24 protein-coding genes are annotated in these 22,200 nt (G+C 48.9%); 16 read left to right on the top strand and 8 right to left on the bottom strand.

Features of this window, described 5'->3' with window-relative positions:
* Positions 1–523: 523 nt before the first annotated feature.
* Positions 524–1,144: an L-threonylcarbamoyladenylate synthase gene (locus tag CYJ98_RS00340; RefSeq protein WP_036491940.1), complete on the bottom strand. Its 621-nt coding sequence runs from the start codon at positions 1,142–1,144 to the stop codon at positions 524–526.
* Between the two features lie 218 nt (positions 1,145–1,362).
* On the opposite strand from CYJ98_RS00340, the gene dusA reads away from it, so the two are divergent.
* The 13 genes from dusA (at position 1,363) to nqrM (ending at position 13,593) form a co-directional block, all read left to right on the top strand.
* The gene (gene dusA, locus CYJ98_RS00335) at positions 1,363–2,367 is read left to right on the top strand and encodes a tRNA dihydrouridine(20/20a) synthase DusA (protein WP_101755850.1); all 1,005 of its coding nucleotides are present in this window, start codon (positions 1,363–1,365) and stop codon (positions 2,365–2,367) included.
* 213 nt (positions 2,368–2,580) lie between these two features.
* Positions 2,581–3,063, top strand: a complete 483-nt coding sequence (locus CYJ98_RS00330; RefSeq protein WP_003684427.1) for an Lrp/AsnC family transcriptional regulator — start codon at positions 2,581–2,583, stop codon at positions 3,061–3,063.
* Positions 3,064–3,180: 117 nt separating this feature from the next.
* Positions 3,181–3,777 (top strand): DUF1415 domain-containing protein, encoded by a 597-nt coding sequence (locus tag CYJ98_RS00325; RefSeq protein ID WP_101755849.1) that lies wholly within the window; start codon positions 3,181–3,183, stop codon positions 3,775–3,777.
* A gap of 14 nt (positions 3,778–3,791) precedes the next feature.
* Positions 3,792–4,151 carry a YbaN family protein gene (locus CYJ98_RS00320; RefSeq protein WP_101755848.1) on the top strand — a complete coding sequence of 120 codons (360 nt, stop codon included), beginning with the start codon at positions 3,792–3,794 and terminating at the stop codon, positions 4,149–4,151.
* Between the two features lie 442 nt (positions 4,152–4,593).
* Positions 4,594–6,012 (top strand): sodium:proton antiporter, encoded by a 1,419-nt coding sequence (locus tag CYJ98_RS00315; protein WP_101755847.1) that lies wholly within the window; start codon positions 4,594–4,596, stop codon positions 6,010–6,012.
* Positions 6,013–6,349: 337 nt separating this feature from the next.
* Positions 6,350–7,693 carry a Na(+)-translocating NADH-quinone reductase subunit A gene (locus CYJ98_RS00310; RefSeq protein WP_101755846.1) on the top strand — a complete coding sequence of 448 codons (1,344 nt, stop codon included), beginning with the start codon at positions 6,350–6,352 and terminating at the stop codon, positions 7,691–7,693.
* 2 nt (positions 7,694–7,695) lie between these two features.
* Positions 7,696–8,928 (top strand): NADH:ubiquinone reductase (Na(+)-transporting) subunit B, encoded by a 1,233-nt coding sequence (locus CYJ98_RS00305; RefSeq protein WP_101755845.1) that lies wholly within the window; start codon positions 7,696–7,698, stop codon positions 8,926–8,928.
* Positions 8,921–9,697, top strand: coding sequence for a Na(+)-translocating NADH-quinone reductase subunit C (locus CYJ98_RS00300; protein WP_101755844.1), 777 nt, complete (start codon positions 8,921–8,923; stop codon positions 9,695–9,697). The genes CYJ98_RS00305 and CYJ98_RS00300 overlap by 8 nt, the downstream gene beginning before the upstream one ends.
* A complete protein-coding gene (locus tag CYJ98_RS00295; protein WP_049352534.1) occupies positions 9,697–10,323 on the top strand; it encodes an NADH:ubiquinone reductase (Na(+)-transporting) subunit D in 627 nt (208 codons plus the stop codon). Before CYJ98_RS00300 ends, CYJ98_RS00295 begins: the two co-directional genes overlap by 1 nt.
* Positions 10,324–10,326: 3 nt before the next feature.
* Positions 10,327–10,920, top strand: a complete 594-nt coding sequence (gene nqrE / locus CYJ98_RS00290) for an NADH:ubiquinone reductase (Na(+)-transporting) subunit E (RefSeq protein ID WP_101755843.1) — start codon at positions 10,327–10,329, stop codon at positions 10,918–10,920.
* A gap of 13 nt (positions 10,921–10,933) precedes the next feature.
* Positions 10,934–12,151 (top strand): NADH:ubiquinone reductase (Na(+)-transporting) subunit F, encoded by a 1,218-nt coding sequence (gene nqrF / locus CYJ98_RS00285; protein WP_004519569.1) that lies wholly within the window; start codon positions 10,934–10,936, stop codon positions 12,149–12,151.
* A gap of 132 nt (positions 12,152–12,283) precedes the next feature.
* Positions 12,284–13,354: an FAD:protein FMN transferase gene (locus tag CYJ98_RS00280; protein ID WP_101755842.1), complete on the top strand. Its 1,071-nt coding sequence runs from the start codon at positions 12,284–12,286 to the stop codon at positions 13,352–13,354.
* A 17-nt stretch (positions 13,355–13,371) separates the two neighbouring features.
* Positions 13,372–13,593, top strand: coding sequence for a (Na+)-NQR maturation NqrM (gene nqrM / locus CYJ98_RS00275; protein WP_036492997.1), 222 nt, complete (start codon positions 13,372–13,374; stop codon positions 13,591–13,593).
* Positions 13,594–13,821: 228 nt separating this feature from the next.
* On the opposite strand, the gene rpmG is transcribed toward nqrM, so the two are convergent.
* From rpmG to CYJ98_RS00245, 6 genes are all read right to left on the bottom strand, one after another.
* Entirely contained in the window at positions 13,822–13,977 is a 156-nt protein-coding gene (gene rpmG, locus CYJ98_RS00270; RefSeq protein WP_003684373.1) for a 50S ribosomal protein L33, read from the bottom strand.
* 30 nt (positions 13,978–14,007) lie between these two features.
* Positions 14,008–14,241: a 50S ribosomal protein L28 gene (gene rpmB / locus CYJ98_RS00265; RefSeq protein ID WP_002216391.1), complete on the bottom strand. Its 234-nt coding sequence runs from the start codon at positions 14,239–14,241 to the stop codon at positions 14,008–14,010.
* 250 nt (positions 14,242–14,491) lie between these two features.
* Positions 14,492–15,820, bottom strand: coding sequence for a branched-chain amino acid transport system II carrier protein (gene brnQ / locus CYJ98_RS00260; RefSeq protein ID WP_101755841.1), 1,329 nt, complete (start codon positions 15,818–15,820; stop codon positions 14,492–14,494).
* The gene (locus CYJ98_RS00255) at positions 15,817–16,728 is read right to left on the bottom strand and encodes a segregation and condensation protein A (protein ID WP_101755840.1); all 912 of its coding nucleotides are present in this window, start codon (positions 16,726–16,728) and stop codon (positions 15,817–15,819) included. Before CYJ98_RS00255 ends, brnQ begins: the two co-directional genes overlap by 4 nt.
* Positions 16,729–16,820: 92 nt before the next feature.
* The gene (locus tag CYJ98_RS00250; protein WP_004519563.1) at positions 16,821–17,288 is read right to left on the bottom strand and encodes a hypothetical protein; all 468 of its coding nucleotides are present in this window, start codon (positions 17,286–17,288) and stop codon (positions 16,821–16,823) included.
* Positions 17,289–17,301: 13 nt separating this feature from the next.
* Positions 17,302–18,078, bottom strand: a complete 777-nt coding sequence (locus CYJ98_RS00245; protein ID WP_101755839.1) for a tRNA threonylcarbamoyladenosine dehydratase — start codon at positions 18,076–18,078, stop codon at positions 17,302–17,304.
* A gap of 186 nt (positions 18,079–18,264) precedes the next feature.
* Here CYJ98_RS00245 and CYJ98_RS00240 point away from each other — a divergent pair, with 186 nt between their 5' ends.
* Complete coding sequence (locus CYJ98_RS00240; RefSeq protein ID WP_003680896.1) at positions 18,265–18,729, top strand: universal stress protein; 465 nt, start codon at positions 18,265–18,267, stop codon at positions 18,727–18,729.
* 78 nt (positions 18,730–18,807) lie between these two features.
* On the opposite strand, the gene hemL is transcribed toward CYJ98_RS00240, so the two are convergent.
* The gene (gene hemL / locus CYJ98_RS00235) at positions 18,808–20,091 is read right to left on the bottom strand and encodes a glutamate-1-semialdehyde 2,1-aminomutase (protein WP_049336068.1); all 1,284 of its coding nucleotides are present in this window, start codon (positions 20,089–20,091) and stop codon (positions 18,808–18,810) included.
* Positions 20,092–20,289: 198 nt separating this feature from the next.
* Between hemL and CYJ98_RS00230 the strand changes: the two genes are divergently transcribed.
* Together CYJ98_RS00230 and miaB are read left to right on the top strand one after the other, a co-directional pair.
* Positions 20,290–20,685 (top strand): hypothetical protein, encoded by a 396-nt coding sequence (locus CYJ98_RS00230; protein ID WP_049333912.1) that lies wholly within the window; start codon positions 20,290–20,292, stop codon positions 20,683–20,685.
* Positions 20,686–20,758: 73 nt separating this feature from the next.
* Positions 20,759–22,081: a tRNA (N6-isopentenyl adenosine(37)-C2)-methylthiotransferase MiaB gene (gene miaB / locus CYJ98_RS00225; RefSeq protein ID WP_003684389.1), complete on the top strand. Its 1,323-nt coding sequence runs from the start codon at positions 20,759–20,761 to the stop codon at positions 22,079–22,081.
* Positions 22,082–22,200 lie beyond the last annotated feature (119 nt).

Below are 22,200 nucleotides of genomic sequence, written 5' to 3'. Positions count from 1 at the left end.
GACGCTACTTTAAAAATCTATTGCGGAGGATTTCCCAGCAAAATGCTTATCTCAAGCTGACGTTTATTGTCACTTTGAGACGAAATTTAGGTCTTTTACTATCTCGAAGTGAAATAGTATTTCATACTTACTAAATATCCGCTAGTCAGAAATATCAACCGATTATCTTTAATTTCTAAATAAAATTACGACTTTCAACCAGAAAAACCAATTATCAAAAGGGCTCCAGCCATGTTTCTATTAATAAGCAGTGTGTTGTATTCCGTTGACAAGTCATAAGCAAGTACAGTAATCATGCAAACTATATGCCAATTATTTGGAATATTATTTGAAATGAATTGTTTATTAAAAAACGAAAGAAAAAGGCCGTCTGAAATGTTTCAGACGGCCTTTAATGAAATGATATTGAAAAACTACTTGCTTAAATAATTTAGTTTTTAAGCTATCAATAAAATCGGCAATATGCTTTTAATACATAATAGAAATAACACGCATATCCCTACTTATACAAACGCGGATGGTTTTACAAACCGAATACGGCAATATCGCCCTTGCCTTGACGAATCAGCTCGGTGCCATCAGTCATATCGATAACCGTCGTCGGCTCAGTACCGCACCAGCCGCCATCAATAACCAAATCGACAGCATGCTCAAGACGATCTCGGATTTCGTATGGATCGGTCAATGGCTCTTCGTCTTCAGGCAGCATGAGGGTGCAACTTAAAATAGGTTCGCCCAATTCTTGCAAAAGTGCCAAGGCAGTAGCGTTATCGGGAACACGTAGGCCGATGGTTTTGCGCTTGGGGTGAAGCGTGCGATTGGGTACTTCTTTGGTTGCCTGTAGGATAAAGGTGTAGCTGCCGGGCGTAGCTGCTTTGAGCTGGCGGAATTGGGCATTATCTACTTTGGCGTAAGTCCCCAATTCGCTCAAATCGGCACACATCAGGGTCAGATGGTGTTTTTGATCGATTTTGCGAATCGCGAGAATGCGCTCCATTGCGTTTTTGTCGCCGAGTTTGCAACCCAGCGCGTAGCAGGAGTCTGTAGGGTAAACGATAACGCCGCCACTGCGGACAATGTCGGCGGCTTGTTTGATGAGGCGGTCTTGGGGATTATCGGGATGGATGGCGAAAAATTGAGCCATGTTTTTTTTCCTTATCATTCTAATGGTTTGCCGTTTGGTATTTTAAAACTTATTTGGCCGTCTGAATATTGGATTTCCACCACCATGAATGGATTTAGCCTCATCTACAACACGGCCGCATCCAGTGATGCCCTATATATAATTTTGATTTACCGGCCGATATCGAAAGTCAATTTGATACACTATATAATGCGTTATTTTGTTTGAAAGCCATCTCAATGTCTGCTTCTTCCCTACCTTCACGCCGCTTGTCTGTTGCCCCCATGCTCGATTGGACAGACAGACACTATCGCTTTATGGCGCGACAAATTACGCGCAATGCTTGGCTTTATAGCGAAATGGTCAATTCAGGCGCGGTAGTTTACGGAGATAAAGACCGCTTTTTGAGTTTCAACGAAGGCGAGCAACCGGTAGCTTTACAGCTTGGCGGCTCAGATCCGCATGACTTGGCAATCGCTGCCAAAGCGGCTGAGGCGTATGGCTATAACGAAGTCAACCTAAATTGCGGCTGCCCCAGCCCACGCGTTCAAAAAGGCGCTTTCGGCGCTTGCCTGATGAATGATGTAAATTTGGTGGCAGATTGTTTGAACGCAATGCAGGATGCAGTTGAAATTCCGGTAACGGTCAAACACCGCATCGGCGTAGACAGACAAACAGAATATCAAGTCGTAGCAGATTTTGTAGGAACACTTCGCGAAAAAACATCCTGCCGCACATTTATCGTCCATGCACGCAATGCTTGGCTGGATGGTTTATCCCCGAAAGAAAACCGCGAAGTCCCGCCACTCAAATATGAATACGTCTACCGCTTGAAACAAGAGTTCCCCGACTTGGAAATTTTAATTAACGGCGGCATCACCAACAACGAAGAAATCGCCGAACACTTAAAATTTGTCGACGGCGTCATGATCGGGCGCGAGGCTTATCACAATCCAATGCTGATGCGCGATTGGGATGCACTGTTTTACAACGACACACACGAACCAATCCAATACGCAGATTTAGCAGCTTGGCTATACGCATACAGCCGCGAACAAATCGCCTCAGGGCGCGGTACCATCCTACGCCACATCGTCCGCCATGCACTGGGCTTGATGCACGGCCTAAAAAATGCCCGCACTTGGCGCCGTATGCTCTCAGATGCCGCTTTGCTAAAAGACAACGACGGCAGTCTGATTCTAGACGCATGGAAAGAAGTCGAACGCGCAAATATTTGGGACTAATGTCATATCGTGCGAATAAATGAAAGGCCGTCTGAAATATCCATTTTCAGACGGCCTTCATCTTTTCACCACTACATAAAACAAATTCGCAACACTCCTTATAAGACAATTTGTCGCCTATCTGAACTCAATATATAATTTAACCATACAAGTCTTTATTTTTAAGCATTTTTCATTTTTAAAACATACATTGTCTACATTGGGAGAACCATCATGCCTCATCTAAACTTGGATAAAACGGATTTAAAGATTCTGCAGGTTTTGCAGGAAAATGGGCGGTTGAGCAATGTTGAGCTTTCTGAAAAGGTGGCGCTATCCCCTTCTCCCTGTCTGCGCCGTCTCAAACAGCTTGAAGATGCAGGCATTATTCAAAAATACGCAGCCCAGCTTTCTCCTGTATCTTTAGGCTTGGGTTTGCAGGCTTTTATCCGTGTATCGATTAGCAAGGCAAAAGATGCGCGCGAGGATTTTTCCGAATCTGTCCGCGCCTGGCCGGAAGTATTAAGCTGCTTTGCTTTAACGGGTGAAACCGACTATCTGCTCCATGCCTTTTTTACCGATATGAACGCGTTTTCCCATTTTGTTTTGGACACGTTGCTTTCACACCACGGCGTGCAAGATGCGCAATCAAGTTTTGTGTTGAAAGAAATTAAAAACACGACTGCTCTGCCTTTGGTTCATTTAGTTCAGGATTGATGATTTGAAACTGATAAAGGCCGTCTGTTGTTCAGACGGCCTTTTAAATTCCAATGGTTTGCTTTCACGTCCATACACTTGTATACTTTTTAAGAATAATTCACATAAGCTTTTACTATGACTGACACCGCCCATCTCGATATCAATACTGTTTCAGAACATACCAAACAATGGTTGGAAAAAGCCGTTATCGGCCTGAATCTCTGCCCGTTTGCCAAAGCGCCGCACGTTAAAAACCTAGTTCGCATCGTTGTCAGCGAAGCCCGTCATTTGGACGGTTTCCTTGAGGACTTGGATCGTGAATTGCAGCTTCTGGGCAATAAGCCCGCTTCGGAATTGGAAACCACTTTACTGGTTCATCCGACGCTATTCCCTGATTTTGAAACCTTCAACCAAATGCTGGAAATTGCCGACGATGCCGTTGTAGAAAACGAATTGGAAGGCATTGTCCAAATTGCGCCGTTCCATCCCGATTTTCAATTTGAAGGCACGGAAGCCGACGACATCAGCAACTACACCAATCGCTCTCCCTATCCGACTTTGCACTTGATTCGTGAAGACAGTATTGCCAAAGCGGCTGAAGCATTTCCCGATGCCTCGGCAATTTTCGACCGCAATATTGCGCTGCTGGAAAAAATAGGACATGAGGGCTGGGATAAATTAGACATTCCGCGTTGTCCATTTCCACATCACAAGCCGTCTGAAAACAAATAATTGGTGATGGGAAGATGGTTCGCTATTTGTTGATTTTTTGCGGCGCATTGTCGCTTATCTTGGGCATTATCGGCATTTTCCTGCCATTACTGCCGACTACGCCTTTCATTTTATTGACCGCCGCCTGCTGGGCAAAAGCTTCGCCGCGCTTTCACAATTGGCTCTATCATCACCGCTATTTCGGCCCGATCATACAAAACTGGGAAAATAACGGCGCCGTACCACGCAAGGCAAAATTCTTCGCTATCGGCATGATGACCGTTTCTTGCCTGTTTATGTTTTGGCAATTTCCAGAACGCTGGTGGATGGGTGCTGTTTCATCAATCTTCTGTAGTTGCGTGGCAGTGTGGATGTGGTTACGGCCGGAAGCATAAAATAAAACAGGTGGGCATTTTCGCTCACCTGCTTTTTGTTTTCAAATCTAATTTATCCATAAAAACAATCAGTAAGAACCAAAATACCCTATTCCACCCTCATTTTTCAGACGTCCTCCATTTATTCAATCAAATGTAAATTTTAGCTAAAATTAATTCAAACCATTTTTTTGATAGCATTATTTTCAAGGTTTCAAGCTCCTGTTTCAAAAACATTTTTTTACTACTTCCAACTACTCCCATCGCTTTTATTTCTTTATTTGTATCAACATTTCTTTTGATTCCAATATTCTAAACCATCCCTTAACACTTGCTTTGCGTTATACTTTCCCCTGACACAACCGCGCAGTTCGTCTGGATATCTTCAGACGGCCTGAATATTTCACCGCCGTGCTTTCTCAACGAAGTTCCTCACGGCGCCACAGAATAAAAAGGAAATACTATGCGCTATCTCTCATTTTTACTGCTTCTTGCCGCCTTTCCTGCTGCGGCATCCGATTTTGACGGCTCATCCGCAAGCCTGCTTTGGGGTCTGCCGTTTGCACTGATTCTCTTGTCCATTGCACTCGGACCTCTGTTTTTCTCCCGTATTTGGCACCATCACTTCGGCAAAATTACAGCGTTTTGGACACTGCTGTTTTTAACGCCGTTTATCCTAACCTTTGGTTTCGGAGCAGGTGTGCATACCGTTGCCCATGCGTTGGTTGAAGAATATATTCCCTTTATCCTGCTGCTTTTGGCGCTCTATACCATTTCAGGCGGTATTTTTGTTAGCGGCGATTTGCACGGCTCGCCCAAATTGAACACAATCCTGTTGGCAGTCGGCACGGCTTTGTCTTCCATCATGGGGACGACAGGCGCGGCGATGTTGATGATTCGTCCACTTTTGAAAGCCAACCATAAACGCCACTACCGCGTTCACATCGTGATTTTCTTCATTTTCTTGGTAGCGAATATCGGCGGCGGTTTGACTCCTTTAGGCGATCCTCCTCTGTTCTTAGGATTCCTGAAAGGCGTAGATTTCATGTGGACGGTCAAACACATGCTGATGCCTGTATTGATCAGTTCTGTGGTTTTGCTGGCCGTTTTCTACATCATCGACAGCCGACACTTCAACCGTGAACAAAGCGAACACCTTGCTCCTGCTCCTTCCGATAAAGAAGACAAAGTCAAAATCTACGGCAAATGGAATTTTCTGTTACTGGCCGGCGTAGTCGGCGCAGTTTTGCTGTCCGGTTTGTGGAAACCAAATCATCCGGGCTTTGAAATCTTGGGCAGCCATTACGCCTTGCAAAACCTGATGCGCGATGGCATTTTGCTGGCTTTGACCGCTGTATCTTGGATTATCACGCCCAAACAGGTACGCGCAGGCAATGAGTTCAACTTCGAGCCGATTGCCGAAGTGGGCAAACTGTTTTTGGGTATTTTCATTACCATTTCACCTGTTTTGGCGATTTTGAAAGCCGGCGAAACAGGCGCATTGGCTTCCGTTGTTTCTTTGGTTCACGACGCGGCAGGCAATCCGATTAATGTGATGTATTTCTGGATGAGTGGCATTTTGTCGGCATTCTTGGATAACGCGCCGACTTATTTGGTGTTCTTCAATATGGCCGGTGGCGATGCCCAAGCCTTGATGACAGGCCACCTGTTCCATTCGCTGCTGGCAGTATCCATGGGCTCTGTATTTATGGGTGCGCTCACTTATATCGGTAATGCGCCAAACTTCATGGTCAAAGCCATTGCCGAACAACGCGGCGTGCCGATGCCTTCCTTCTTCGGCTATATGGCATGGTCGGTAATTGTATTGGTACCGCTGTTTGCCCTGCATACGATGATTTTCTTCGTTTGGCAGCTCTTTTAAACTTAGAGGCCGTCTGAATTTCAGACGGCCTTTTATTTTCAGCTATATCATCAAATATAGCGTTTAAATATCAATCAGTTAAAAATTATTTCTCTTAACACTCGATTACACATTCCTACTTTTTTCCCACTTTTCCCGTAAAAATAAGCGTAAAACTGACATAAAGCAGCCTATACCTGATAAAATCTAAAGCTTAGTTGTTTGCGTTTATTCGTTGTTTTTATAGCAAACCTCTGCTTTTTTCAGACGACCCATCCTTTGTTTCAAAGCATTACATGCCGTCTGAAAAAACAATCCAACATCCGAATCTCAACCCACCAAAAAGTAACGCATCCTTATGATTAAGATAAAAAAAGGCTTAGACCTGCCTATCGCAGGCAGACCGGAGCAAGTCATTTATGACGGCCCGGCCATTACCGAAGTCGCGTTGCTTGGCGAAGAATATGTCGGCATGCGCCCCTCGATGAAAATCAAGGAAGGCGAAGCCGTCAAAAAAGGCCAAGTGCTGTTTGAAGACAAAAAGAATCCGGGCGTAGTATTTACTGCTCCGGCTTCAGGCAAAATCGCCGCGATTCACCGTGGTGAAAAGCGCGTACTTCAGTCAGTCGTGATTGCCGTAGAAGGCAACGACGAAATCGAGTTTGAACGCTACGCACCTGAAGCGCTGGCAAAATTGAGCAGCGAAGAAGTGCGCCGCAACCTGATTCAATCCGGTTTGTGGACTGCGCTGCGCACCCGTCCGTTCAGCAAAATTCCTGCCGTCGATGCCGAGCCGTTCGCCATCTTCGTCAATGCGATGGACACCAATCCGCTGGCTGCCGATCCTACGGTCATCATCAAAGAAGCTGCCGAAGACTTCAAACGCGGCCTGTTGGTATTGAGCCGTCTGACCGAGCGTAAAATCCATGTATGTAAAGCAGCCGGTGCAGACGTGCCGTCTGAAAATGCTGCCAATATCGAAACACATGAGTTTGGCGGCCCGCATCCTGCCGGTTTGAGTGGCACGCACATTCATTTCATCGAGCCAGTCGGTGCGAACAAAACCGTTTGGACCATCAATTATCAAGACGTGATTGCGATCGGACGTTTGTTCGTAACAGGTCGTCTGAATACCGAGCGCGTGGTTGCTTTGGGCGGTCCGCAGGTCAATAAACCGCGCCTCTTGCGTACCGTGTTGGGCGCAAAAGTATCGCAAATTACCGCCGGTGAATTGGTTGACGCAGACAACCGCGTGATTTCCGGTTCGGTATTGAACGGCGCGATTGCACAAGGTGCGCATGATTATTTGGGACGCTACCACAATCAGATTTCCGTTATCGAAGAAGGCCGCAGCAAAGAGCTGTTCGGCTGGGTTGCGCCGCAGCCGGACAAATACTCGATTACGCGTACGACCCTCGGTCATTTCCTGAAAAACAAACTCTTCAAGTTCACGACAGCCGTCAACGGCGGCGACCGCGCTATGGTTCCCATCGGTACTTACGAGCGCGTGATGCCGCTGGACATCCTGCCTACCTTGCTTTTGCGCGATTTAATCGTCGGCGATACCGACAGCGCGCAGGCTTTGGGTTGCTTGGAATTGGACGAAGAAGACCTCGCTTTGTGCAGCTTCGTCTGCCCGGGTAAATACGAATACGGCCCGCTGTTGCGCAAGGTGCTGGAAACCATTGAGAAGGAAGGCTGATTATGGGCTTGAAACATTTTCTGGAAAAAATCGAACCGCACTTCCTGCCGGGCGGCAAACATGAAAAATGGTATGCCCTCTATGAAGCTGCGGCGACGATTTTCTACACATCCGGCGCGGTAACGCGCAAAGCGGCGCACGTCCGCGACGCGCTCGACTCCAAGCGCATGATGATTTTGGTGTGGCTGGCTTTGTTCCCCGCCATGTTTTACGGTATGTACAATGTCGGTGCGCAGGCATTCGGTGCGTTAACGCCTGATTTGCTGCAAAAAAGCATCGCCAACGACTGGCATTACGCCCTTGCCAACGCTTTGGGCATCAATATGTCGTCTGAAGCGGGCGTGTTGGGCAAAATGCTGTTCGGCGCGATTTACTTCCTGCCGATTTACGCGACCGTATTTATCGTCGGCGGTTTCTGGGAAGTTTTGTTCGCCACCGTGCGCAAACACGAAATCAACGAAGGTTTCTTCGTAACTTCTATTCTGTTTGCTTTGATCGTTCCCCCTACCCTGCCTTTGTGGCAAGCGGCTTTGGGTATTTCTTTCGGCGTTGTGGTTGCGAAAGAGGTGTTCGGTGGTACAGGTAAAAACTTTATGAACCCTGCTCTGGCAGGCCGTGCCTTCTTGTTCTTCGCTTATCCTGCCAATATTACCGGCGACACCGTTTGGACGGCGGTTGACGGCTATTCCGGTGCCACTGCTTTGGCGCAATGGGCGGCACACGGTGCAGACGGCCTGAAAAACGTTGTAACCGGTCAAAATATTTCTTGGATGGACGCATTTATCGGTAATGTGCCCGGCTCAATCGGCGAAGTATCCACTTTGGCGCTCTTAATCGGCGGCGCGTTTATCGTGTTTGCCCGCATCGCTTCTTGGCGCATTATCGCCGGCGTGATGATCGGTATGATTGCCATGTCTTCGTTGTTTAACTTCATCGGTTCGGACACCAACACCATGTTCTCCATGCCTTGGTACTGGCACTTGGTAGTCGGCGGCTTCGCCATCGGTATGCTGTTTATGGCGACCGACCCTGTTTCCGCTTCCTTTACCAATGTCGGCAAATGGTGGTACGGCGCGCTTATCGGTGTAATGTGCGTGTTGATCCGCGTGGTCAACCCTGCTTACCCCGAAGGCATGATGTTGGCGATTCTGTTTGCCAACCTGTTTGCCCCGATTTTCGACTATTTCGTCGCACAAGCGAACATCAAACGCAGAAAGGCGCGCAGCAATGGCTAAGAAATTCGATAAAGACAGCTTCAGCGGCACGCTGATTGTGGTATTGGTTGTCAGCCTGATTTGTTCCATCATCGTTGCTGGTGCGGTCGTCGGCTTGAAACCCATCCAAGAGAAACAAAAACTCCAAGACAAACAAGGCTATATCTTGAGCGTAGCTGGTTTGATGGATAAAAACACCGACATCAGCAAAACCTTTGCCGAACGTATCGAGCAACGTGTCGTGGACTTGGCAACCGGCGAATACGTCGCCGATGCGCCTAAAGACTTCAGCGCACGCGTCGCCGGCAAAGACCCTGCCCAAAGCATCCAAATCAAACCTGAAGACGATTTGGCAGGCATCAAGAGCCGCGCCAAATACACTGAAGTTTATTTGGTAAAAGGCGATGACGGCAAAGTCAGCCAAATCATCCTGCCTATGCACGGCAACGGTCTGTGGTCAGTCATGTACGGCTTCGTCGCCATCCAACCTGACGGCAACACCATCAACGGCATTACCTACTACGACCAAGGCGAAACTCCGGGCTTGGGCGGCGAAATTGGCAATCCGTTGTGGCAACAAAAATTCGTCGGCAAAAAACTCTTTGACGAACAAGGCAAACTTGCCCTGCATGTTTCCAAAGGCGGAAGCTCGGACAAAGAGCATGGCGTAGATGCCCTTTCCGGCGCATCGCTGACTTCCAAAGGCGTACAAGGCTCGTTTGCCTACTGGTTCGGCGAAAACGGCTATATCCCCTACCTGAACAAATTGAAATCAGCAGGAGCACAATAATGGCTGATATGAAACGCTTGAAACATTTGATGTTTTCACCCTTTATCGACAACAACCCGATTGCCTTGCAGGTTTTGGGGATTTGTTCGGCGCTGGCGGTTACCACCAAACTTCAGACGGCCATCGTGATGGGTATTTCCGTCAGTTTGGTAACCGGTTTTTCCAGCTTCTTCATCTCATTGGTACGCAACTACATCCCCAACAGCATCCGTATTATTGTGCAAATGGCGATTGTTGCTTCCTTGGTAACGCTGGTTGACCAACTGCTTCAAGCCTTTGCTTATGAGCTGTCCAAACAGCTGTCCGTATTCGTCGGTCTGATTATTACCAACTGTATCGTGATGGGCCGTGCCGAAGCATTTGCCATGAAAGAGCCTCCTTTGGAGAGCTTGGTTGACGGTATCGGCAACGGCGCAGGTTACGGCATGATGTTGATCATCATCGCAACCATCCGCGAACTGATCGGCTCTGGCAAGCTCTTTGGCTACACCATTTTCCAAACTGTACAAGATGGCGGCTGGTATCAAACTAACGGCTTGTTCCTGCTCGCTCCCAGCGCGTTCTTCATCATCGGTTTCTTGGTATGGGGTCTGCGCACTTGGAAACCTGAACAGGCGGAGAAATAAGACATGGAACATTACTTAAGCCTCTTTGTAAAATCCGTCTTTCTGGAAAACATGGCACTTTCCTTCTTCTTAGGGATGTGTACATTTTTGGCGGTATCTAAAAAAGTATCCACTGCATTCGGTTTGGGCGTTGCCGTAACTTTCGTACTCGGCCTGTCCGTCCCAGCCAACCAACTCGTTTACTCGCTGTTGAAAGACGGCGCGCTGGTTGAAGGCGTGGATTTGACCTTCCTGAAATTCATCACCTTCATCGGCGTGATTGCCGCTTTGGTGCAGATTTTGGAAATGTTCTTGGACAAATTCGTCCCTGCCCTCTACAACGCATTGGGTATCTACCTGCCTCTGATTACCGTAAACTGCGCGATTTTCGGTGCCGTATCGTTTATGGCGCAACGCGAATACGACTTCGGCGAGTCCGTTGTATACGGTTTCGGTGCAGGTCTGGGCTGGCTTTTGGCTATTGTCGCTTTGGCGGGCATTACCGAAAAAATGAAATATTCGGATGTCCCTAAAGGCCTCAAAGGCTTGGGCATTACCTTTATCGCCGCTGGCCTGATGGCAATGGCGTTTATGTCGTTCTCCGGCATCCAGTTATAAGAAAGGAATCGGCATGGAGATTATTTTAGGTATCGTGATGTTTACCCTCATCGTCTTGGTGTTGGCACTGATGATTCTGTTTGCCAAATCCAAGTTGGTGAGCGAAGGCGACATCACCATCAAAGTCAATAACGAAAAAGAGCTGACGATGCCTGCCGGCGGCAAACTGTTGGGTGCGCTTGCCAGCCAAGGCATCTTCGTTCCTTCCGCCTGCGGTGGCGGCGGCTCATGCGGTCAGTGCCGCGTTGTCGTGAAAAGCGGCGGCGGCGACATTCTGCCAACCGAGTTGTCACACATCAGCAAACGCGAAGCGCGCGAAGGCTGCCGTCTGTCTTGTCAGGTCAACGTCAAAACCGACATGGACATCGAAGTACCGGAAGAAGTGTTCGGCGTGAAAAAATGGGAATGTACCGTCATCTCGAATGACAACAAAGCCACGTTCATTAAAGAACTCAAACTTGCTATTCCCGAAGGCGAAGAAGTTCCTTTCCGCGCCGGTGGCTACATTCAAATTGAAGCTCCTCCTCACACTGTTGCCTACAAAGACTTCGACATTCCTAAGGAATACCACGAAGACTGGGACAAATACAATCTGTGGCAATACGTTTCCAAAGTGGACGAGCCGATTTTGCGTGCCTACTCTATGGCTTCATACCCTGAAGAAAAAGGCATCATTATGCTGAACGTTCGTATCGCTACGCCTCCTCCTCGCGTACCTGATGCGCCTCCGGGACAAATGTCTTCCTACATCTGGTCGCTCAAACCCGGCGACAAAGTAACCATCTCCGGCCCGTTCGGCGAATTCTTTGCTAAAGATACCGATGCCGAAATGGTATTTATCGGCGGTGGTGCGGGTATGGCGCCGATGCGCTCCCACATTTTCGACCAGCTGAAACGTTTGAACTCCAAACGTAAGATTACCTTCTGGTATGGTGCACGTTCTAAACGCGAGATGTTCTATGTCGAAGACTTCGACCAACTCGCAGCAGAATTCCCGAACTTCACATGGCACGTCGCCCTGTCCGACCCATTGCCTGAAGACAACTGGGACGGTTACACAGGCTTCATTCACAACGTGGTTTACGAAAACCACCTGAAAAACCACGAAGCACCGGAAGACTGCGAATTCTACATGTGCGGCCCTCCAATCATGAACCAGTCCGTGATCAAAATGCTCAAAGACTTGGGCGTGGAAGACGAAAACATCCTTTTGGACGATTTCGGCGGCTAACAGACAAAAAGGAAGAAACTTCGGTTTCTTCCTTTTTTATTGCCAGGTCGTCTGAAAACCATACTTTCAGACGGCCTGAACCTTTCTTTTACGATACAATAAAGGCTTCAAAAAATAATCCGCAAATCCCTTATGCTGTTTCTTTCTAATTCGTTTTACCGTCCGATAATCGGCTACACCGTTGCCATCGTTTCCGCACTCACGCTCTCTGCCTGCCAACCCGAAAAACAACAACAAACCATCACCCTGCAAGGCGAGACCATGGGCACGACCTATACCGTCAAATATCTTTCAGACGGCCAAGATAAACTCCCCTCCCCTGCCGAAATACAAAAACGCATTGATGACGCGCTTAAAGAAGTCAATCGGCAAATGTCTACCTACCAGACCGATTCCGAAATCAGCCAATTCAACCAGCTGCGCACCGTCAATCAGGCCATGCCCATTTCCCAAGACTTTGCCTATGTGACCGGAGAAGCCTTGCGTTTAAACAAACTGACGCACGGCGCACTGGACGTAACCGTCGGCCCTTTGGTCAACCTCTGGGGATTCGGCCCGCAAAAAGAAATTACGCACGAACCGACTGCACAAGAAATCCAACATGCTTCAGAAATGGTCGGTACGGACAAACTCAAACTTTCCCAAGACGGACAACGGCCTACACTTGCCAAAACCCACCCCGAAGTCTATTTAGACCTCTCCTCCATCGCCAAAGGATTCGGCGTGGATAAAACCGCCGCCGAACTTGAAAAACTCAATATCGGTAATTATTTGGTAGAAATTGGCGGCGAGTTGCATGGCAAAGGCCGCAATGCGCAAGGCAACCCTTGGCGTATCGGCATCGAGCAACCCAATATCGTTCAAGGCGGCGCCACTCAAATTACCATTCCATTGGACAATAAATCACTGGCCACATCCGGCGACTACCGCATTTTCCATGTTGATAAGTCAGGCCGTCGCCTTTCCCATATCATCAACCCCAAAACCAAACAACCCATCAGCCACAACCTCGCCTCCATCAGCGTAGTAGCAGAAAACGCCACACTTGCAGACGGCCTTTCCACCGGATTGTTTGTTCTCGGAGAAACCGAAGCGCTTAAACTTGCCGAGCAAGAAAATCTCGCCGTTTTCCTTATCATCCGAACCCCGCAAGGCGGCTACCATACTAAAATGTCCAGCGCATTCAAGAAATTATTAAACTAACCTTCAGGAATACACACATGAAAACCCTCCTTCTGACTTTCGGCATCTTTATCATTGTCATCCTCGGCATGGCAATCGGCTATATCTTCTCCAAACGCACCATCAAAGGCAGCTGCGGCGGCATTTCCTCTCTCGGCATGAAGAAAATGTGCGATTGCGACACGCCATGCGATACCTTGCAAAAAGAGCTGGATAAAAAACAACATTCCGACAATCAAGGCATCAAGGTCGATCATTAAGTCGTTGTTGAATGTTTATTCATAACTCAAGGCTGTTTATCCCCCATCAGGCCGTCTGAAAAACAAAAGAGCGTGATCCCAATGGATATACGCTCTTTTGTTTTGCCTCTTCCAAAGCAATCCAAAAATATCTTGCCCACCCGTTTAAATCAAAACCACTCCAAACCAATCATGAAACAAAAAGAAAAGCTCCTGCAAAACAGGAGCTTTTTCTTGGAAGAAACCGGATTATTTCAATTTAGTTTCTTTGTAAATAACGTGTTTACGGGCTACTGGGTCAAATTTTTTGATTTCCAGTTTGCCAGGCATAGTACGTTTGTTTTTAGTAGTTGTGTAGAAGTGACCAGTACCAGCGCTGGACTCCAGTTTGATTTTATCGCGCATTGCAGTAATCCTTAATTAATGGTGTTTAAATTAAGCTTCGCCGCGAGCACGCAAATCAGCCAATACGACATCAATGCCTACTTTATCGATGGTGCGCAATGCAGCGTTAGAAACGCGCAGGCGAACCCAGCGGTTTTCACTTTCTACCCAGAAACGACGTGATTGCAAGTTAGGCAAAAAACGACGTTTGGTTTTGTTGTTGGCGTGTGATACGTTATTGCCAGACATCGGGCGCTTACCGGTCACTTTGCAAACTCGTGCCATGGTTAGTCTCCAAACTTCTAAAATAGTAAAACGCGATTTATACCACGAAATCCGCCTTCAGTTCAAGTCGTTTACTGAAAAAACAGAATTTGTGGAAATAAACCTTCTCAATATGTTGCATCTGCGAAACGGTATCTCGCAAAGCCTTAACTTTTCAATTATAACGGATTTCTTCAAAAAAATCATCTGTCGTTTGCGCGGTCGGTGAAATAAACAGGCCGTCTGAACATTTCAGACGGCCTGTTTGTCATCATGCTTTTTTCTTCAACGCCTCATTCAAAATGCAGCCGAGTATAAAGCAGGCTAAAGAAGGAACAACCCACCCCAAACCGATATTGTAAAACGGCAATGCGCGCTCGATGGCGGCAGCGGTGTCGGCATCCAATCCAAACGCGGCCTTATAGGCATCGAGCAAACCGACCATAAGGGCCGCCATCATGGTGCAAAAATAGACAATACGGCTGCCGCCAAACAGTTTATCCGTCAAAGCCAGCAGAATGATGACGATGGTCAGCGGATACAACAGCATCAACATAGGGATGGAAAACTGCAAAATCGCTGACAGGCCTTTATTGGCCAACAGGATAGACACCACCGTATTCAGTATCACAAAGACTTTATAGGAAATGCCCGGGCAAAGACGGTTGAAATATTCGGCGCATGAAGTAATCAAGCCAACCGCCGTACTCAGACAGGCAAGCAGCACCATGACGCCAAGCAACACAATACCGGCCGTACCGAAATAGTGCTGTGCGGTTTTAGACAAAACCGACGCGCCGTTTTCCTGCAAGCCGATACCGGCCACACCTGTCGCGCCCATATAGCCGATAAACAGGTAAACCACTGCCAGGCAGGAAGCCGCCAACACACCGGAAATCGTCGTGGTCTTCAGCAAATCCGCGCGGTTGTCCACGCCCATGGCGCGAACAGCATCGATAACGATAATGGCAAACACCAGCGAAGCCAGCGCGTCCATGGTGCCGTAGCCTTCCAAAATACCTTTAACCAACGGATGAGTGGCAAAATCGCCTTGTGCCGCCTGTGGCATACCCATCGGGTTAATAGCGGCATAGCCGACCAATATTGCAATTGCCAGCAATAAAACGGGCGTAAGGATTTTACCGATACGATCAACCAGTTTACCCGGAGAAATCGACAGCCAATAAGTCATGCCGAAAAACACCAGGCTGAATACGGCCAATGCGATGTTTTTCCAAGATTCATCAATGAAAGGAGAGATGGCGGTTTCAAAAGATACCGTTGCCGTACGCGGCATGGCAAACAAGGGGCCGATTGCCAGATAAAGCGCGGCGGCAAAAGTCACGCCGTACCAAGGCGCAACACGGGAAGCCAGCGCTTCCACATCGCGCGAGCCGGAATAGCCGACGGCAATCACGCCCAGCAGTGGCAACCCCGCCCCGGTCAACAAAAAGCCGAACATTGCCGAAAGCCAGTTTTCGCCTGCCTGCTGCCCCAAATAAGCCGGGTAAATTAAGTTACCCGCGCCGAAAAACAGCGCAAACAGCATCAAACCCACCGCCCATAAAGAGGCCTTGCTGCGACTTGTCGTCGAATTCATCTTAAATTCTCTTTTTCCAAATACCCGTTATCGGCTTCATCGGTTTCATCGATTTCAAGGCCGTCTGAAAGCATTTCGGCTTCGTTTGTTTCCAAACCGTCTTTCAGGCTGATTTCGATTTCGCCATAATTTTCAGGCTGTACGATACGCACCAAGCCTTCTTTGGCCAATTCCAGCAATGCAATAAAATTGACCACCACATATGTCGCGCCCTGCTCCGGCTTAAACAAATCACTAAACTTACTGATACCGCTTTCGTTCAAACGGCGCAAAATCGCCGTCATCTGCGCGCGCACGGAAATGGTTTCCCGCACCACTTCATGACTGCGCGTATGCTTGGCACGCGATAAAATACCCAACCAAGCCTGCGTCAAATCGGCAACGTACACTTCCGGCAACTTCGCTTCGACCGCAATTTCCAGCGGCAAATACGCCCAAGCAAAATCACGTCCGGCGCGTGGCAACGCGTCCAAGCCCTGAGCCGCCAGCTTCATTTGTTCGTAAGCCAACAGACGGCGCACCAACTCGGCACGCGGATCCGCCTCTTCATCCTCAACTTCTTCAGGACGCGGCAACAACAGGCGCGATTTAATTTCAATCAGCATTGCCGCCATCAGCAGGTATTCCGCCGCTAAATCAAACTGATACGCTTCCATTTGGGCAATATAGTGCAGATACTGCTCGGTAATCTTCACCATCGGAATATCGAGGACATCGATATTTTGCTTGCGGATAAGGTACAGCAGCAAATCCAACGGCCCTTGGAAGCTGCTCAATACCACCTTCAACGCATCGGGCGGAATAAACAAATCCTGCGGCACATCGGTAACAGGCTGACCGAACACCCACGCAACGGTATGTTCAGACGGCGTTGCAGCAGTGGAAGAAATAAGGTGTTCTGAAGGCATGGTTAAAGGGTCTTTTTCTTTTTAAGTTTAGTAAGAAGTTTCATCAACAAAAGGCCGTCTGAAACAAGGACGATCCGTTTTTAATATAAAAATCAGCGGTTTTTACGATTGATTTGCAAAGAAACGATGGCGACGGCAAAGGTCTGAGCCAAGGCCATGCCCAACAGCGGCAGGCTGGCGAAAACCGTACCCATCAGTACCGAGCCGATATCGCGGGAAAACACAAAACCATCCCTCGCCAACATCGCCACCATCAAAGCCGACAACAGCAAACTTTCGCAGCCGACCAAAAACCAAATCATTTTAACCGAACGGCGTTTGCGCCATTTCATGATACCGGCGTGCACAAGGCTGAAGATCACGATAGACAGAAACGGATAAAGAAAAGTGGTGAACGGGCGGGTATAACCGCTTTGCACACACAAATAATCGCCCGGCAGCGTATTGCATTCCATCACATCGAGAAACATCGGATCGACGGCATACATCAACACGCCGAACCATACCGCATAAATCAGACTGGCGATAAAGTAGGCTTTAAAAAATCGGCTCTTCACCATCTTCCCCTACCCCTCACTTCCGCCCTGCGATATGCTCCACCGCAGCTTGCGCACAATACAGCCCAAACGAAGCCGTTACCAGCATACTCGCCCCATAGCCCGCGCAGGACAAACCTTGCGGCGCGGCATCGGTCGAACACGCTTCGCCGGATTGCGGCGGCGTAATATTCTCGGTTGAATAAACGCAAGGCACGCGCATTTTTTCTTTGGTATCGCGGCTGAAGCCGTAGCGTTTGCGCAAGGTGTAGCGCAAGTTGGAAAGCAACGGATCGTGGGTAACGCGGCTCAAATCAGCGGTTTGAATCAAAGCCGGATTTTTCTGTCCGCCCGCACCGCCGCTGATAATAAACGGTTGTTTATGTCGCACGAAATATGCCGCCATCGCCGCTTTGACACGGATTTGGTCGATGGCGTCGATGACAAAGTCGAAAGGCCGTCTGAAAAGCTCGTCCAGATTGTCTTCCGTCACAAAATCTTCAATTTCCGTCACTTCGCATTGCGGATTGATTTGGGCGATGCGTTCGCGCAAAGCGGTAACTTTTGCCTTACCGAAATCATCGGTCAAAGCGTGCAATTGGCGGTTGACATTGGATTCGGCAACGTTGTCCAAATCAATCAGCGTTAAACGACCGATGCCGCTCCTCGCCAAAGCCTCCACCGCCCACGAGCCAACGCCGCCGACACCGACCACGCACACATGCGCACGCGAAAAGCGCGCCAGTGCTTCGTCTCCGTAAAGTCTGGCAATACCGCCAAAGCGGCGAGAAGAAAGAAAAGCGGCGTCCTGCATAAGTAACCTTGTGATATATCAATAAATTAATGAAAAACGCGACAGGCGATTCGGACAGACATTATACTTGAAAGCAGATGGGCTGTTGTACCCGCCCGAAAGAGTTTATAATCGTTTCACATTCAGACAAGTTCTGATTTCATATTAAACGAAAGTGCCGCTACTCGGCGCAAAAGGAGAATAAATATGTACAAACATCTGGTTGTAGCCGTTGACGGTAGCGAGACCTCCCTCAATGCATTGAAACACGCCGCCGAACTGGCAAGCCTCAACAAAGCCCAACTGACTTTGGTTCACGTTGCCAACCCTGCCGAATACATGGCTTTGGCTCCTGAATTCCTGCAACACGAAAGCTACGAAGCCGCTGCAGTGGCTCAAGGCAACGAAGTTTTGGATTTCGCAGAAAAAACAGCGCGTGAAAGCGGCGTTGAAAACATCGTGAAACACCTGTTGGTTGCCAACAAAGGCGCGCGCGAAATGGCGCAAGACTTGGTTGACTACGCCGACAACAACGGCGCAGACCTGCTGGTACTCGGCACACACGGCCGCACCGGCCTGATGCACCTGCTGATGGGCAGCTTCGCCGAGACCGTAATGCGTCAAAGCCACCTGCCTCTGCTGATTATCCGCAGCAAAGCCGAAGAAGCATAATCAAGCATTGATTTAAAATAGCGAAAGGCCGTCTGAATATTTTTCAGACGGCCTTTTTTCACATGACAGCTTCAGCTTTTATTTTGCCATTTCTTTGAACACTTCGTGTGCCACAGCAATGGTTTCGTCAATCAGCTCAGGCGTATGCGCGGCGGAAACAAAACCGGCTTCGTAAGCTGACGGGCCGAATGCGACATTGCGGTCGAGCATACCGTGGAAGAAATGTTTGAAACCGTCGATATTGGAACGCGCCATGTCAGCATAGTTTTGCGGCGTATGGCTGGCAAAATACAAACCAAACATACCACCCACGCTGTCCGCCGTAAATTCAACGCCATGTGCTTTAGCCGCATCGGCAATACCGTTGGCAAGGCGTTGGGTTAAGGCAGTCAGGTTTTCATAGAAGCCTTCGCGCTGAATGATTTCCAGCGTTTTCAAACCGGCTGCAACCGCAATCGGATTGCCGGACAATGTACCTGCCTGATACACGCCGCCCAACGGGGAAATACATTCCATAATGTCTTTACGGCCGCCGAACGCCGCCAAAGGCATACCGCCGCCGATCACCTTACCCATGGTGGTCAAATCAGGTTTGATGCCGTGCAAAGATTGCGCGCCGCCCAGCGCCACGCGGAAGCCGGTCATCACTTCATCGTAAATCAACACAGCACCGTGTTTTTCAGTCAATTCGCGCAAGGCTTTGACAAAGGCTTCAGACGGCCTAACCAGATTCATATTGCCGACAAAAGGCTCCAAAATCACACAGGCAATGTCATTGCCGCTTTGCGCAAAGGCTTCTTCCAGTTGGGCGATATTGTTGTATTCAAGTACCAAAGTGTGTTTGGTAAAGTCGGCAGGCACGCCGGCGGAAGAAGGATTGCCAAACGTCAGCAGGCCACTGCCTGCTTTCACCAACAGGCTGTCGGAATGGCCGTGGTAGCAGCCTTCAAACTTGATGATTTTGTCGCGGCCGGTAAAACCGCGTGCCAAACGGATAGCGGTCATCGTTGCTTCCGTACCGGAGCTGACAAGGCGCAGCTGCTCGACGGACGGCATGATTTTAGCGATTTCTTCGGCAATGACAATTTCGCCTTCAGTCGGCGCACCAAACGACAAACCGCCCAATGCTGCTTCGCGTACGGCCTCAATGACTTCAGGATGGGCATGGCCGACAATCGCAGGGCCCCAAGAGCCGACATAGTCGGTATAACGCGTGCCGTTTTCGTCCCAAACATATGCGCCTTCTGCCTTTTTGATAAAGCGCGGTACGCCGCCGACGCTGCCGAATGCGCGCACAGGAGAGTTCACGCCGCCGGGAATAATGGCTTTGGCGCGGTTGAACAAGCTTTCATTACGGTTCATAGTCAATTCTTTCGTAAGAGGTCGTCTGAAAATCAAATCGGAGCCATTTTAACACCAAATCCTTTTCAGACGGCCCAAGCTTCAAAATAAGAATCGGGCGCAAAATCAAAATTATTCTTTAAAAACAAACACTCTATCCACATTTTTCCTGCTTGTGCTATAATCCGCGACCTATTGAAACAATAAAAGAAAAGCATCATGTTACGCGGATTCATACTCAGCCTCGCCCTTTTGGCGTCCTCCCTCGTCCATGCACAACGCAGCCTGCCTGACGATATGGATGTGGCCGTTTTAAAGACTGTCGATTTGCCTTATCTGAAAGTCAGCAAAGGCGGTTTTTCTTGGACGCGCCTGCTGACCTTGGGCATTGTGGACGGCAACGCGGCCAAACTGCAAATCACCCGCTTCACCAAAATCCACGATGAAAACGACCGTTTCATTCCGATGGGCCGCCTGCTGAATCAAACCGGCAAAGCCGTTGCATTCAAATACAACGAAGAAAGCCGCCTCGTCCGCGAAATCTGGATTTTGACCGACGCCGAAGCTGACAGATTCATCGAACACGCCAAAAAGCAGAAAAAGGCGGAAGAATAATTTTTCAGACGGCCCGAGTATTTCACAGGCCGTTTGAACCCTTTTACAACAAGCAAGTCAATCAAAACAAACCATGAAAAAAGTATTTATCCGCACCTTCGGGTGCCAAATGAACGAGTACGACAGCGAAAAAATGCTGTCCGTCCTCGCCGAAGAACACGGCGGCATCGAGCAGGTTACCCAACCTGACGACGCCGACATCATCTTGTTCAATACCTGCTCCGTGCGTGAAAAAGCGCAAGAGAAAGTCTTCTCCGACTTAGGCCGCGTACGTCCGCTCAAAGAAAAAAATCCCGACCTCATCATCGGCGTTGCCGGCTGCGTTGCCTCTCAAGAAGGCGAAAATATCGTCAAACGCGCTCCGTATGTGGACGTGGTTTTCGGTCCGCAAACGCTGCACCGCCTGCCCAAACTCATCGTCGACAAAGAAACCACCGGCCTGTCTCAAATCGACATTTCCTTCCCCGAAATCGAGAAATTCGACCACCTGCCGCCTGCGCGCGTAGAAGGCGGTTCGGCATTCATTTCCATTATGGAAGGCTGCTCCAAATACTGCTCTTACTGCGTCGTCCCTTACACCCGCGGCGAAGAATTCTCCCGCCCACTTAACGACGTATTGACTGAAATTGCCGGTTTGGCGCAACAAGGCGTTAAAGAAATCAACCTCTTAGGCCAAAACGTCAATGCCTATCGCGGCGAAATGGAAAACGGCGAAATCTGCGACTTTGCCACTTTGTTGCGCATCGTCCACGAAATCCCCGGCATCGAACGCCTGCGCTTTACCACCAGCCATCCGCGCGAATTTACCGACGCGATTATCGAGTGCTACCGCGACCTGCCGAAGCTGGTTTCCCACCTGCACCTGCCGATTCAAAGCGGTTCCGACCGCGTATTGAGCGCGATGAAACGCGGTTACACCGCCTTGGAATACAAATCCATCATCCGCAAACTGCGCGCCATCCGTCCTGATTTGTGTCTCAGCTCCGACTTTATCGTCGGCTTCCCGGGCGAGACCGAGCGCGAGTTCGAGCAAACTTTGAAACTGGTGAAAGACATTGCCTTCGACTTGAGCTTCGTCTTTATTTACAGTCCGCGCCCTGGCACGCCTGCCGCCAACCTGCACGACGACACGCCGCACGAAGAAAAAGTGCGCCGCCTCGAAGCTTTGAACGAAGTCATCGAAGCCGAAACCGCGCGCATCAACCAAACCATGATCGGCACGGTTCAACGCTGCTTGGTTGAAGGTATCTCCAAAAAAGACCCTGACCAACTGCAAGCCCGTACCGCCAACAACCGCGTGGTCAACTTTACCGGCACACCCGACATGATCAACCAAATGATAGATCTGGAAATCACCGAAGCCTACACCTTCTCCCTGAAAGGCAAACCGGTATAAGCACACACAAACAAAGGCCGTCTGAAACTGTTCAGACGGCCTTTATCTTGGTTCGGCCCGGCATTATCTGATTCATGTATTTTTATTACCCGAACAAAAGGCTTTTCAGTATAATACCG

It is taken from the genome of Neisseria perflava, from assembly GCF_002863305.2.
Classification (GTDB): Bacteria; Pseudomonadota; Gammaproteobacteria; order Burkholderiales; family Neisseriaceae; genus Neisseria; species Neisseria perflava_A.
This window is presented reverse-complemented; position numbering and strand designations above follow the sequence as displayed.

Coding starts and splice junctions, on each gene's coding strand:
- hemL (WP_049336068.1), bottom strand. CDS start 20,091: ATGAACCGTAATGAAAGCTTGTTCAACCGCGCCAAAGCCATTATTCCC.
- dusA (WP_101755850.1), top strand. CDS start 1,363: ATGTCTGCTTCTTCCCTACCTTCACGCCGCTTGTCTGTTGCCCCCATG.
- CYJ98_RS00300 (WP_101755844.1), top strand. CDS start 8,921: ATGGCTAAGAAATTCGATAAAGACAGCTTCAGCGGCACGCTGATTGTG.
- CYJ98_RS00310 (WP_101755846.1), top strand. CDS start 6,350: ATGATTAAGATAAAAAAAGGCTTAGACCTGCCTATCGCAGGCAGACCG.
- CYJ98_RS00325 (WP_101755849.1), top strand. CDS start 3,181: ATGACTGACACCGCCCATCTCGATATCAATACTGTTTCAGAACATACC.
- CYJ98_RS00320 (WP_101755848.1), top strand. CDS start 3,792: ATGGTTCGCTATTTGTTGATTTTTTGCGGCGCATTGTCGCTTATCTTG.
- CYJ98_RS00330 (WP_003684427.1), top strand. CDS start 2,581: ATGCCTCATCTAAACTTGGATAAAACGGATTTAAAGATTCTGCAGGTT.
- CYJ98_RS00250 (WP_004519563.1), bottom strand. CDS start 17,288: ATGGTGAAGAGCCGATTTTTTAAAGCCTACTTTATCGCCAGTCTGATT.
- CYJ98_RS00255 (WP_101755840.1), bottom strand. CDS start 16,728: ATGCCTTCAGAACACCTTATTTCTTCCACTGCTGCAACGCCGTCTGAA.
- CYJ98_RS00340 (WP_036491940.1), bottom strand. CDS start 1,144: ATGGCTCAATTTTTCGCCATCCATCCCGATAATCCCCAAGACCGCCTC.
- rpmB (WP_002216391.1), bottom strand. CDS start 14,241: ATGGCACGAGTTTGCAAAGTGACCGGTAAGCGCCCGATGTCTGGCAAT.
- CYJ98_RS00295 (WP_049352534.1), top strand. CDS start 9,697: ATGGCTGATATGAAACGCTTGAAACATTTGATGTTTTCACCCTTTATC.
- CYJ98_RS00280 (WP_101755842.1), top strand. CDS start 12,284: ATGCTGTTTCTTTCTAATTCGTTTTACCGTCCGATAATCGGCTACACC.
- CYJ98_RS00305 (WP_101755845.1), top strand. CDS start 7,696: ATGGGCTTGAAACATTTTCTGGAAAAAATCGAACCGCACTTCCTGCCG.
- nqrF (WP_004519569.1), top strand. CDS start 10,934: ATGGAGATTATTTTAGGTATCGTGATGTTTACCCTCATCGTCTTGGTG.
- brnQ (WP_101755841.1), bottom strand. CDS start 15,820: ATGAATTCGACGACAAGTCGCAGCAAGGCCTCTTTATGGGCGGTGGGT.
- rpmG (WP_003684373.1), bottom strand. CDS start 13,977: ATGCGCGATAAAATCAAACTGGAGTCCAGCGCTGGTACTGGTCACTTC.
- CYJ98_RS00240 (WP_003680896.1), top strand. CDS start 18,265: ATGTACAAACATCTGGTTGTAGCCGTTGACGGTAGCGAGACCTCCCTC.
- CYJ98_RS00230 (WP_049333912.1), top strand. CDS start 20,290: ATGTTACGCGGATTCATACTCAGCCTCGCCCTTTTGGCGTCCTCCCTC.
- nqrM (WP_036492997.1), top strand. CDS start 13,372: ATGAAAACCCTCCTTCTGACTTTCGGCATCTTTATCATTGTCATCCTC.
- nqrE (WP_101755843.1), top strand. CDS start 10,327: ATGGAACATTACTTAAGCCTCTTTGTAAAATCCGTCTTTCTGGAAAAC.
- CYJ98_RS00315 (WP_101755847.1), top strand. CDS start 4,594: ATGCGCTATCTCTCATTTTTACTGCTTCTTGCCGCCTTTCCTGCTGCG.
- CYJ98_RS00245 (WP_101755839.1), bottom strand. CDS start 18,078: ATGCAGGACGCCGCTTTTCTTTCTTCTCGCCGCTTTGGCGGTATTGCC.
- miaB (WP_003684389.1), top strand. CDS start 20,759: ATGAAAAAAGTATTTATCCGCACCTTCGGGTGCCAAATGAACGAGTAC.